General features: G+C 68.5%; 10 protein-coding genes. 4 read left to right on the forward strand and 6 right to left on the reverse strand.

Features of this window, described 5'->3' with window-relative positions:
• Nucleotides 1-115 precede the first annotated feature (115 nt).
• Entirely contained in the window at nt 116-2500 is a 2385-nt protein-coding gene (locus tag AMYAL_RS0134855; protein ID WP_020635933.1) for an ATP-binding cassette domain-containing protein, read from the forward strand.
• A gap of 421 nt (nt 2501-2921) precedes the next feature.
• Here AMYAL_RS0134855 and ligD read toward each other — a convergent pair whose 3' ends face one another.
• Entirely contained in the window at nt 2922-3860 is a 939-nt protein-coding gene (ligD, locus tag AMYAL_RS0134860) for a non-homologous end-joining DNA ligase (protein WP_026467701.1), read from the reverse strand.
• A 61-nt stretch (nt 3861-3921) separates the two neighbouring features.
• Here ligD and AMYAL_RS0134865 point away from each other — a divergent pair, with 61 nt between their 5' ends.
• Entirely contained in the window at nt 3922-4590 is a 669-nt protein-coding gene (locus AMYAL_RS0134865; protein WP_020635935.1) for a TetR/AcrR family transcriptional regulator, read from the forward strand.
• On the opposite strand, the gene AMYAL_RS0134870 is transcribed toward AMYAL_RS0134865, so the two are convergent.
• Complete coding sequence (locus AMYAL_RS0134870) at nt 4575-4898, reverse strand: hypothetical protein (protein WP_020635936.1); 324 nt, start codon at nt 4896-4898, stop codon at nt 4575-4577. The genes AMYAL_RS0134865 and AMYAL_RS0134870 overlap by 16 nt on opposite strands.
• Complete coding sequence (locus tag AMYAL_RS0134875; RefSeq protein ID WP_020635937.1) at nt 4899-5465, reverse strand: TetR/AcrR family transcriptional regulator; 567 nt, start codon at nt 5463-5465, stop codon at nt 4899-4901.
• Between the two features lie 86 nt (nt 5466-5551).
• Here AMYAL_RS0134875 and AMYAL_RS0134880 point away from each other — a divergent pair, with 86 nt between their 5' ends.
• Nucleotides 5552-6715 carry an agmatine deiminase family protein gene (locus AMYAL_RS0134880; RefSeq protein WP_020635938.1) on the forward strand — a complete coding sequence of 388 codons (1164 nt, stop codon included), beginning with the start codon at nt 5552-5554 and terminating at the stop codon, nt 6713-6715.
• On the opposite strand, the gene AMYAL_RS0134885 is transcribed toward AMYAL_RS0134880, so the two are convergent.
• Entirely contained in the window at nt 6703-7362 is a 660-nt protein-coding gene (locus AMYAL_RS0134885) for a GntR family transcriptional regulator (protein ID WP_020635939.1), read from the reverse strand. The two genes, AMYAL_RS0134880 and AMYAL_RS0134885, sit on opposite strands and share 13 nt — an antisense overlap.
• Before the next feature lie 103 nt (nt 7363-7465).
• Here AMYAL_RS0134885 and AMYAL_RS0134890 point away from each other — a divergent pair, with 103 nt between their 5' ends.
• Nucleotides 7466-8266 carry a carbon-nitrogen hydrolase family protein gene (locus AMYAL_RS0134890; RefSeq protein ID WP_020635940.1) on the forward strand — a complete coding sequence of 267 codons (801 nt, stop codon included), beginning with the start codon at nt 7466-7468 and terminating at the stop codon, nt 8264-8266.
• A gap of 106 nt (nt 8267-8372) precedes the next feature.
• On the opposite strand, the gene AMYAL_RS0134895 is transcribed toward AMYAL_RS0134890, so the two are convergent.
• Both AMYAL_RS0134895 and AMYAL_RS0134900 read right to left on the reverse strand, forming a co-directional pair.
• Nucleotides 8373-9698 carry an alpha/beta hydrolase family protein gene (locus tag AMYAL_RS0134895; protein ID WP_020635941.1) on the reverse strand — a complete coding sequence of 442 codons (1326 nt, stop codon included), beginning with the start codon at nt 9696-9698 and terminating at the stop codon, nt 8373-8375.
• Nucleotides 9695-12016, reverse strand: coding sequence for a penicillin acylase family protein (locus AMYAL_RS0134900; RefSeq protein ID WP_020635942.1), 2322 nt, complete (start codon nt 12014-12016; stop codon nt 9695-9697). The genes AMYAL_RS0134895 and AMYAL_RS0134900 overlap by 4 nt, the downstream gene beginning before the upstream one ends.
• Nucleotides 12017-12061: the final 45 nt, after the last annotated feature.

Raw genomic sequence — 12061 nt, forward strand, 5'->3', positions numbered from 1 at the left:
CGCACCTAGCGTGATCACCGCACGTTCGGAGAGGACGAACGGCTCGAAACTGGTTAGATCGAGCCCGGTGGGGCTGACGGACCGTACACGCGGCCCACATGAGGATGGAGACAAGATGCGCAAGACCACCAGGCCGCAGCAGCCCGAGGAACACCCCGCCGACAGCCACGACCTGATCCGCGTGCTGGGCGCGAACGAGAACAACCTCAAGAACGTCGCCGTCGAGCTGCCGAAGCGCCGGCTGACGGTGTTCACCGGTGTCTCCGGTTCGGGCAAGAGCTCGCTGGTCTTCGACACGATCGCGGCCGAGTCGCAGCGGCTGATCAACGAGACGTACAGCACCTTCGTGCAGGGCTTCATGCCCACGCTGGCCCGGCCCGAGGTCGACGTCCTCGACGGCCTGACCACCGCGATCATCGTGGACCAGCAGCGGATGGGCGCCGACCCCCGCTCCACGGTCGGCACCGCCACCGACGCCCACGCGATGCTGCGCATCCTCTTCAGCCGGATCGGCAAGCCCCACATCGGCTCGCCGCAGGCCTTCTCCTTCAACGTCGCCTCGATCTCCGGCGCGGGCGCCGTGACCACGGAGAAGGCGGGCCGGACCACGAAGGAACGCCGCGAATTCAGCATCACCGGCGGTATGTGCTCCCGATGCGAAGGCCGCGGCAAGGTCAACGACATCGACCTCACCGCGCTGTACGACGACACCAAATCCCTCAACGAGGGCGCACTGTCGGTCCCCGGTTTCTCCATGGAGGGCTGGTTCGGCCGCATCCTTCGCGGCTGCGGCTTCTTCGACCCCGACAAGCCGATCAAGAAGTACACCAAGAAGCAGCTGGACGACCTGCTCTACCGGGAGCCGGTCAAGCTCAAGATCGACGGTATCAACCTGACCTACTCGGGTCTGATCCCCACGATCCAGAAGTCGTTCCTGTCCAAGGACCGGGAGGCGATGCAGCCGCATATCCGCGCGTTCGTGGACCGGGCGGTCACCTTCACCGTCTGCCCCGAATGCGACGGGAGCCGGCTGAGCGAGCTCGCGCGGTCTTCGAAGATCAAGCGGGTCAACATCGCCGACGCCTGCTCGATGCAGATCAGCGACCTCGCCGACTGGGTCCGCGGGCTCAAGGAACCGTCGGTGGCGCCGTTGCTGGAGAAGCTGCTGCACACGCTCGACTCCTTCGTGGACATCGGGCTCGGCTACCTCTCCCTCGACCGGCCGTCCGGCACCCTTTCGGGCGGCGAGGCACAGCGCACGAAGATGATCCGGCACCTCGGTTCCTCGCTGACCGACGTCACCTACGTCTTCGACGAGCCCACCATCGGTCTCCACCCGCACGACATCCAGCGGATGAACAACCTGCTCCAGCAGTTGCGCGACAAGGGCAACACGGTGCTGGTCGTGGAGCACAAGCCGGAGACGATCGCGATCGCCGACCACATCGTCGACCTCGGCCCCGGCGCGGGCACGGCGGGCGGGACGATCTGCTTCGAAGGCACCGTCGAAGGCCTGCGCGCCAGCGACACCAGCACCGGCAGGCACCTCGACGACCGGGCGGCGCTCAAGGACAGCGTCCGCAAGCCCACCGGGAAACTGGAGATCCGGGGCGCGGACCGCCACAACCTGCGGAAGGTGAACGTCGACGTCCCGCTCGGCGTCCTCTGCGTCGTCACCGGTGTCGCGGGTTCAGGCAAGAGCTCGCTGATCCACGGCTCGATCCCCGCCGCCGAGGGCGTGGTCTCGGTCGACCAGACGCCCATCCGCGGCTCGCGGCGGAGCAACCCCGCCACCTACACCGGTCTGCTCGAACCGATCCGCAAGGCCTTCGCCAAGGCCAACGGCGTGAAGCCGGCGCTGTTCAGCGCCAACTCCGAGGGCGCCTGCCCGAACTGCAACGGCGCGGGCGTCATCTACACCGACCTCGGCATCATGGCGGGCACTTCGACCACCTGCGAGGAGTGCGAGGGCAAGCGGTTCCAGGCTTCGGTGCTGGAGTACACCTTCGGCGGCAAGAACATCAGCGAGGCGCTCGCGATGCCGGTGTCCGAAGCCGTGGAATTCTTCTCCGAAGGCGAAGGACGCATCCCCGCCGCGGCCGCGATCCTCGGCAGGCTCAACGACGTCGGCCTCGGCTACCTCAGCCTCGGCCAGCCGCTGACCACCCTCTCCGGCGGTGAACGGCAGCGGCTGAAGCTCGCGACGCACATGGGCGACAAGGGCGGCGTCTACGTCCTCGACGAGCCGACCACCGGCCTGCACCTCGCCGACGTCGAGAACCTGCTCGGCCTGCTGGACCGGCTCGTCGACGCGGGCAAGTCCGTGATCGTGATCGAGCACCACCAGGCGGTCATGGCGCACGCCGACTGGATCATCGACCTCGGCCCCGGCGCCGGTCACGACGGCGGCAAGATCGTCTTCGAGGGCACGCCGTCCGACCTCGTGGCGACCGGTTCGACGCTCACCGGGGAGCACCTGGCGGCCTACGTCGGCAAGTGACCTCCTGGCCTCTTGAGTGGGAAAGATGGTTCTGTTGAGAGGTAAAGCAAACGTGTCGTGCTCGACCGCTCGCGTATCTGCTGGCAGCAGGTGTTGCGAAAGCCACTTTCAGGACGTCTAATGTCCCGAAAGAAAGTGGCTTTCGCGACATTCGAAGCCGACGCGGCGGCGAGCGAGCAAGACACCTCCGTTGATCAAGGTCCGAGACCGGAGCGATCCCGCCACGGTGAAGGAATCTGGACACTCAACGTCCCAATTCCTTCACCGTCGATCCTGACACCCGCGCAGCCCCCGGCCTCGTGAGCGGGAAAGATGGTTCCATTGAGAGGCAAGGCAAACGTGTCGTGCTCGACCGCTCGCGTATCTGCTCGCAGCGGGTGTCCCGAAAGTGGCTTTCGCGACATTAACGAGGCCGCGGGCATCACTCACCCTCGGCATCGAGGCCGTCGCGGTCGGCCCACTCCAGCAGGGTGTCGAGCGAGTAAGCGGTGTCGTCGATCCCCGCGTGCAGGTCGCCGAGTTCCGCGAAGCGACCCGGCACGGTCGCGATGGTGAACTCGCGCGGTTCGACGTCGTCGACCTCGTCCCACCTGATCGGCGTCGAGACGACGGCCTCGGGTACACCGCGTACCGAATAGGCGCTCGCGATCGTGTGGTCGCGAGCGTTCTGGTTGTAGTCCACGAACAGCTTCGCGGGATCACGGTCCTTGCGCCACCAGGTGGTGGTGACCTCGTCGGGCATCCGGCGCTCGACCTCGCGCGCGAACGCGAGCGCCGCCCGCCGGACCTCCTGGAAACCCCACCGCGGCTCGATCCGGACGTAGACGTGCAGGCCGGCGCCGCCGGAGGTCTTCGGCCAGCCGGTGATGCCGAGTTCGCCCAGGATCTCCCGGACGGTGCCGGCGACCTTCCGCACGGTGGAGAACGGGCAGTCGGGCATCGGGTCGAGGTCGATCCGCCACTCGTCGGGGCGTTCGGTGTCGGCGCGACGCGAGTTCCATGGATGGAACTCGACGGTCGACATCTGCACGGCCCAGATCACGTCGGCGGGATGCGTGACGCACAGTTCGTAGGCGTGCCTGCCGGAGGGGAAGTCGACACGGACGGTCTGCAGCCAGTCCGGGGCACCGTTCGGCACCCGCTTCTGGTGGACCTTCTCCCCCGAGACCCCGGACGGGAACCGGTGCAGCATGCACGGCCGCTCCCGCAGCGCCCGGACGATCCCGTCGCCGACGGCGAGGTAGTACTGGACGAGATCGAGTTTGGTCTCACCCCGCGCCGGGAAGTAGACGCGATCCGGGCTCGAGACGCGCACCGTCCGGTCGCCGACCTCGATCTCCACCGCCGAGCTTTTCGCCATACAGGGAAACTAACCCGAAAGCGCCCGGTCCGCGTCCGTTCGGTACTGCCAGGATGACGGCATGGCACAACGGACCCGCGAGGACGCACTGTCGCGCGAGCGCATCGTCGAGGCCGCCGTCGAGCTGCTCGACGCCGCGGGCGAGCGCGGGCTGACCTTCCGGACGCTGACCGAACGCCTCGCCACCGGTCCCGGCGCGATCTACTGGCATGTGGCGAACAAGGCGGAACTGCTCGACGCCGCGACCGACTCCCTCATCTCGGACGCGTTGGCCGTCGACCCCACGGGCTCGCCCGAGGAAGAGATCCGCGTCCTCGCGCTGGGCCTGTTCGAAGCGATCGCCCGGCACCCGTGGCTTTCCACGCAACTCGCCGTCCAGCTTTCCCGTAGTCCCTGGGGCTCGGTGACACCACGGATCTTCGAGAGCATCGGGCAACGGGTCAGCGCGCTGGGTGTACCCGAAGCCACCTGGTTCACGGCGACCTCGGCGCTGGCGCACTACATCTTCGGCGCCGCCGGCCAGAACGCGGCGAACGTCCGCGTGCTCGACGGCGTGGACCGTGCCGAGTTCCTCCACGCCGCGGCGAGTGCGTGGGAGGACCTCGATTCCGGCGAGTTCCCGTTCATGAAATCGATCGCCGGCCAGGTGCGCGAGCACGACGACCGCGAGCAGTTCCTCACCGGGATCGATCTCATCCTGACCGGGATCACCGCTCAGGGACGGGACTGAGCCCGTCTTGCCTTGTGGATCGTCGCGACCATGACGGCGAAGACCAGCCCCAGGAAGGTCAGGTCCATCGCGGGCACCCAGCGCACGTCGCCGCCCTTGAGCACGTACGCGCCGACAGGTCGCGCGGCGAGTACGAATCCGCCGCCCTCGCCTTCCTTGGCCTGTTCGGTGCCGTGCCCGCCGCCTCCACCACCGATGACGCTCGCCGCCGGGATCACCACGACACCGTCCTTCTCGACGGGCTCGCCGTAGACCCGCCGGACGGTGAGGTTGTCCCGCATGGCGCCGACGACCTTCTCGAGTCCCATTCAGGTCCCCGCCCTGTCCAGTTCCAGCGCGATCGCGCCGCGCAACAGGTCCCGTGCCCTGTCGAGGTCCATCGAACCAGAAAGCCAGCGCTCGCTGAGTCCTTCGACAAGGCTGGTGAGCCGTTCCGCGGCATCCTCGGCCTTGACCCCGGCGCCGTGGACGCGCCGGATCGTTTCGGCGACCTCGTCCACCCAGATCCGGGTCGACTCGGCCAGCGGTTCGCGCAGTTCGGGGGTGAAGACGGCGCTGGCCCGTAGTTCGCCCCAAGCCGTGCTGTTCTCCCGCACCGCCTGGGTGTCCTGAAGTTCCCCGAACAGCACGAGTTCCAGTTCGGCGCGCGGATCGGCCGCCTCGGCCGCGGCCGCTTCGGTGTACGTCGCGGCGCGGTCACTGACGAACTCCAGCGTCTTCCGGAGCAGTCCGGCCCGGTTGGTGAAGTGGTAGTAGATCAGCGACGTCGAGATCCCGGCCTCGGCCGCGATCTTCTCGACCCGCAGGCCCCTCACACCGCTGCGCGCGATCACCCGCACGGCCGCTTCCAAGATCTTCTGCTGACGTTCGAACACGAGTGTTCACCCTAGCGGTCCGATACTGACTGAATTTTCAGTCAGGATGCTATCGTGTCGGCACCCGTTCAGCCAAGGAGTGCACAGTGTTCGATTCGTCCCTGCCCCGCCGTACGGTTCTGCGCGCCCTGACAGCGGTCGGCGCCGTCGCCGTCGGGAGCGCGGCGTGTTCCGAGCCGTCGAGAACTCCCGCCGCGCCCGCTCCGGCGACCGGTTCGCCGGAGCCCGCCGCAGCGGCCGCCCGCAAGCTGGGTGCCGAATGGGAGAGCCACGCGCGCACGTACATGTCCTGGCCCGCGTCGAAGTCCATCTGGGCCGAGGATCTGCCCGCCGTTCGCGAGGAGATCGCCGGTCTGGCCAAGGCGATCGCGGGTTTCGAACCGGTGGTGCTCCTTGCCAGGCCCGAGCACGCCGACGCCGCTCAGCAGGCGTGCGGTGACACCGTCGAGGTCGTCCCGATCCCGGTCGACGACCTGTGGGCGCGCGACACCGTGCCGGTGTTCGTGGAAGAGGCGGGCAAGGTCGCCGGCGTCGACTTCAACTTCAACGGCTGGGGCGGCAAACAGAAACCGCACGACAAGGACAACGCCGTCGCCCGGTCCGTGCTCGGCAAGTACGGTCTGGCCCGCACCGAAACCTGGATCACCGCCGAGGGCGGTTCGTTCGAGACCGACGGCGCCGGCACGCTGATGGTCACCGAAAGCTCACTGGTCAACGACAACCGCAACAAGGGCAAGAGCCGCCAGCAGATCGAAGACGAGCTGAAGAAGGTGCTCGGCGTCCGGAAGGTCATCTGGTTCGAGGGCGTCCGCGGCGAGGACATCACCGACGCGCACGTCGACTGCCTGGGCCGGTTCACCGCGCCCGGCGTCGTGCTCCTGGACAAGGCGGCGCCTGGTACCCCGCCCGACTCGTGGTCCCGCGCCGCCGATCAGGCACGGTCGGCGCTGGCGAGCGCGACCGACGCCGACGGCAAACCCTTCAAGGTGATCGACCTCGTCCAGCCGGATCCGGACAAGGTGGAAGGCTACGGCGAGGACAGCGTGATCTCGTACGCCAACTTCTACATCGCGAACAAGTCGGTCTTCGTGCCGAAGTTCGGGGACGCCGCGGCGGACGAGCGTGCCCAGCAGATCCTGCGCGAGCAGTTCCCCGGCCGGGAGATCGTGCCGGTGAAGATCTCGACCATCGCCTCGGGCGGCGGCGGGATCCACTGCTCGACGCACGACCAGCCGGGTCAGCCTTCCTGAGGCAGCACCGACATCACCTCGGACACCGGGCGCAAATGCTGTGCCAGCAACCGTGACGCCTCTTTCACGTCGTGGTCGTTCAGCGCGGCGACCAGCGCCCGGTGTTCGTCGTTGATCACCGTCAGCCGCTCCGGGCGTGCCTCCAGCGCGCGGACCGTGACCCGTTGCTGCCGCGAACGGAGCGTGTCGTACAACTCGGTCAGGACGGTATTCCCCGCGGCGTTCACGATGGCGCGATGGAATCGCCGGTCCAGCCCAGAGACGGCGAACCAGTCGCTTTCGGCGCCGGCGCGCGCCATCTCTTCGATCAGTTCCGTCATTTCGGCGGGAGCGCCCGCCCGGTTCGCGCAGAGCGCCGCGATGGCGTGGCCTTCGATCAGCTGCCTGCTCTGATAGACCTCTTCCAGTTCCCTCGCGGTGACCGTGCGCACCTGCGCGCCCTTGCGCGGCAGCAGACTGATGAACCGCTCGGCGGCCAGCCGGTGGAACGCCTCGCGCACCGGTGTCCTGGAGACCCCGACGACGCCGGAGACCCACATTTCGTCGAGGAAGCGGCCGCCTTCCAGTTCGCCCGAGATGATTCCGTCGCGCAGCCACGTGTAGACCCGCTCGCGCGCCGGGCCGCCCCCTTCGGCGGTCACAGTCATCTCGTTCCCCCTCTATGCCGCTACTTTCCGCGACCGACCCTACACCTGGACCAGTCAAGTATCCATCATGTATACAAGAGTTCCACTGATTGGAAGGGGTCCCATGGTGCACGTCGCGGTGGCGCAGTTCGCGCCAGGCAACGACAAAGCGGCCAACCTCGCCCGCGTCGGCTCCCTCGTGGGAGAGGCGGCGGACCGCGGTGCGCGGGTGGCCGTGCTGCCCGAGTACTCGCTGTTCACCGTACCGACGATGAGCCGGGAATTCGTGACCTCGGCCGAAGAACTCGACGGCCCGTTCGTCACCGAGCTGCGCGGTCTCGCGAAGGACCGGCAGATCACCGTGGTCGCGGGCATCAACGAAGCGCTCCCCGGCGGTGAGCGGATCTCGAACACGCTCGTCGCGGCCGGTCCCGACGGGGCGATCGCCGCGCTGTACCGCAAGCTGCACCTCTACGACGCCTTCGGTTTCCGCGAATCGGAACTGGTCCGCCCCGGCGACATCGAAGCCCCGGAGACGTTCGAGGCCGACGGGATCACCTTCGGTCTCCAGACCTGCTACGACCTGAGGTTCCCCGAGGTCACCCGCCGTCTGGTCGACGCGGGCGCGGACGCGGTGCTGCTCCCGGCGGAGTGGATGCCCGGCCCGCTCAAGGAGGACCACTGGACCACGCTGGTCCGGGCGCGCGCGATCGAGAACACGATCTACCTCGTCGCGGCGGGACAGGCGGCTCCGGCGGGTTCGGGGCACAGCATGATCGTCGACCCGATGGGCGTCGTCGTCGCCTCGCTGGGCGAGCGCACGGGAACCGCGACCGGCGAGGTCTCCGCGGAGCGGATCTCCGAGGTGCGCGCCAAGAACCCGGCGCTGGAACTGCGCCGGTTCGCCGTCACCCCGAAGTCCTGAGTATCTTCAGATCCGGAGGTCCGTTCGTGAAGACACGCCCTCGGGCGTGGTGACGCGGCTTCCGTTCGCCTGGGTGCCGGGTGGCCGCCCGGCACCCAGGCTCATTTCACGGCACCAGCAGTCCCCAGTGGACCGCCCACGGCACGAACAGCACGGCTCCGGCCAGCAGCAGCCCGACCCGGACTCCCCCGCGCTCCTTCCTCCGCCACCACGAAACCACCGTGACCACACCGGCGACCACGACACCGACCGCGATCAGCTGCAGCGCGAGCCACGGCAATGTCCGTCCGAAAAGGACCGGGCCGGGCGCCATCGCCGCCCCCGTCGTCAGCACGACGTAATAGGCGAGGAACCCCACGGTGGCAAGCAACCCTGTCGACGCCAGCCAGCGCGCGGGCCGGGCGAGCGGTACGACCTCCCGCCGTCGGAACGCCGTCACCGGGTACGCGGCGAACGCCAGCAACGCCAACGCCCACACCCCGATCTGCACCCACGGCGCCTCGTACCAAGCGAGCGGAGCAAGGGCGGCACTCTGGCTCGCCTGAACCGGCGGCGGGTCGGCGAACGGCTCGTCCTTCAGGCCGTTGACCCAGGTCCCGACCAGATCGAGATAGCCGGGCGCGAAGCCGTCGAGCTTGTCGAAACCGTCCGTGGTCTGCCGCAGCCCGTGCTGGGCCTGCGGGAACACCTTCAGCGTGTACTGCCGGTTCCCGGCCCGGTCCAGGGTTTCCCGGAAGATCCGGACGGCCTCGCCGGGCGGGGTCAGCCGGTCCAGCTCACCCCACAGCCCGAGCACCGGCTGCCGCACCTTCTCCAGCACCGGTACCGGGTCGTATCCGGCCTCGGGGAACGCACCCGCGCCGGCGAGGGTCCGCATGTTCGTCGACGCCACCATGTCCACCATCGAGCCGGTGACACCGCCGTGCCGCAGATAGGTCTCGAACGCCCACGACTGCTGACGGTCGGGCGAGACCCCATTGGCACCGACGGTGACCGCGAACGCGACGTCCTTCGACTTCGACGCCGCCAACGGCGCGACCCAGCCCCCTTCGCTCAGACCCCACACCCCGACGCGGGCCGGATCCACGCCCGGACGCGAGCGCAGCGTCTGTACCGCGGCGAGCGCGTCGTCGGCCAGGACCGAGTAGTCCCGCTCGAACAGCGAATAGCCTTCGGTCCGCTTGTCGTAGATCAGGGTCGCGATCCCCGCCTTGGCGAAGGCCTCGGCCTCGGCGCGGTAGTCGTCCCGGTCGTGTTCACCCGAACCGTGCACCATGACGATCCCCGGTGACAGGCCACCGCCTTCCGGTGCGACCACCGTTCCGCGCAAGGTCACGCCGTGGCTGGTGAACGAGACGTCGCCGGACGGCGCGGCGGCGGGTGCCGGCGAAGACACCGCCAAGGCAGCAGCCGCGAACAAGGCCGTGATCATCGCCTGCTCACCCGGACCACCTCGAGCGACGGCGACGCGAGGATGTCCTTCTCGCAGTACCGTTCGGTGACCCACTGCTTGCGCGAGTACAGCTCCGTCTGGTCGCTGTGATGTGCGGACGTCGGGTTCGCGGACTGTGAATAGGTCAGCAGCGTCGTCGTGTCCGGGCATCCGGTGCTGTCGAACGCGACGACGTGCAGGTATGTCCCACCGTGCACGATCTCGGTGTAGCCGCGGGCCGGATCCCAAGGCCCGCCGAGGGAGTCGTAAACACCACGGCCGGCGGTCCCGCCGCCCAGCGGGATCTTCTTCCCGCCGCGTACGACGTAGTGGTTGTCACCGTAGGGCGCGTCGAGCGGGATGTTCGCCGCTTTCAGCTCCGCGACGGCGTCGGAGAGCGCCTTGCGGATCGCCGCGTTCCCGGTGTCGAGGGTGTTCGGGGTGTGGACCGGATCCTTGACGTCGAACGGAACCTTCCAGGGGCCCGGCTCCAACCGGTCCACTCTGGACCAGAACCGGTCGAACAGCAGCGCACCCCGGCTGTCGGCGTCGGAGCGCCCGTCCCAGCCCGCCAGCACGGCGCACGCGGGGTCCATCCCCGGCATCGTTCGGCACATCCCGACGACATCGCTCCGGACGAGTTCAGCGGCATGGTCCCGATGCGAGAACATCAGGTCCCGCATGGCCTGGCCGGTGAAGCCGCCCTTCGCCAGCTGGTCGGCGATCTCGACGAAACCGCCCCGCGTCCGCATGTTCTGCTCGTACCGGACCGGGCCCACGATCCGAGGGAAGCCGGTCTTCGGCTCGGCGGGATTGAACAGCCAGTAACTGTCGTTCGAGTTCGCCAGGTAGTCGTCCCGGCTCAGGGTCGGCAGGCTGGCCGGGCCGAAGACGCCGGGCCGCAGCGCGTCACGGTCGCGGCCCCAGGCGCAGGCCGTCCTGGAGCCGTCGAGTACCGCGATCCCGTCGGCGTCGAACAGTTCCTTGCCCAACGGGGTGTTGCAGCGCGCCGCCTTCTCGTCGGTGACGTGCGGGACCCCGTGGATCTGGCTGTACTCCACCCGGCCGCGATCGTCGGTGGCGACGATGTTCATCCACGGCAGTCCCTGCGTCTCGCGGACCGCGCCGATCATCTCCCCCGCCGTCCGGCCGCGGGCGATCTCGAACATCGAGTTCGTCATCGCGAGATTCCCGGCGTTGGCGTCCGCGATCGCGAAAGCGCTCGACGCCGTCCACGGCAGTTCCCGTTGCCCGAGCCGGGTGGTCACCGGCCCGTACCTGGTTGTCCACTGTGGACGCACGATGCGCTCCAGCGTGCCGTCTGCCTTGCGTGACAGGACACTCACGTCGCTACGCCGCATCCGCTCGGGCTTCCCGTCGACCAGGTAGATCGTCGGCGAGCCGGGAACGAGCTTCAGCTCGAACAGCGTGTACGTGCGGGTCGTATCGGTGGCCGTCCCGCTCCAGGCGGCCGTTTCGTTGTGTCCCAGCCACATCAGCGGGATACCGGGGATACCGGCGCCGCTGACGTTCAGCTTGCCTGGCAGGCTCAGCTGCGACTGCCACAGCCTGGTCCCGCTCAGCTGCCACGGCAGATGCGGGTTGGCCAGCGAGATACCGCGTCCGTTCGCCGAGGCGGCCGAGCCGATCGCGATCGCGTTGCTGCCGATCCCGGTCTCGCCGGTCATCTGCTCACGGCCGGTGCCCGCGGGCGGGGCACCCGGCAGGGACGCGGTGATGGAATCGGCGACCCCGCCCTGGCCGAAGATCATCCCGACCGCGTGGCTGTGCCGGTAGACGTCGAGTTCGGTGATCGGCTTCAGCCAGCCGGCGCCCCGGCAGGCCGGGTCGGTGATCTCGCCGGCGCGCAGGTACTTGTTCACGCCGTCGACGTACCCGCGGATCAGTTCACGGACCTCGCGATACGGCCCGCGCGGCGCGGGCTCGGCCATCATCCGCTCGACGGCGCCGCTTTCGTTGAGGCCCTGGAAATACAGGTCACTGGCGAGGTTCGTGCTCGCCTGGCTCACCCCGCTCGTCGGCGGCGCGTCCGGGCCGAGCCAGCGGGAACGTTCGGCCCGTGTCGTGACCGCGACGTCCGCGATCGCGCAGATATTGTCCTTGGCCGCCGCGTATCCCTGCCCGAAACCCAGGTTCACCCAGTCGTTCGCGACGATATGCGGGATGCCGTACTCGGTGTAGCGGATGGTGGCGTCCGCGCGGGATGCCCCGTCCGGCGGTTGCGCGGCCGTCGCGGTCCCCGCCGCGAGCAGGCTCGTCACGGCCCCGATGGCCGCGATTCTTTTCCAGAGCAGCATGCTGCTCCCCCTTTGTGTGTGGAGTCGTTCGTGAAGACACGCCGT

The sequence above is a fragment of the Amycolatopsis alba DSM 44262 genome, from assembly GCF_000384215.1.
In the GTDB taxonomy this organism is placed as follows: Bacteria; Actinomycetota; Actinomycetes; order Mycobacteriales; family Pseudonocardiaceae; genus Amycolatopsis; species Amycolatopsis alba.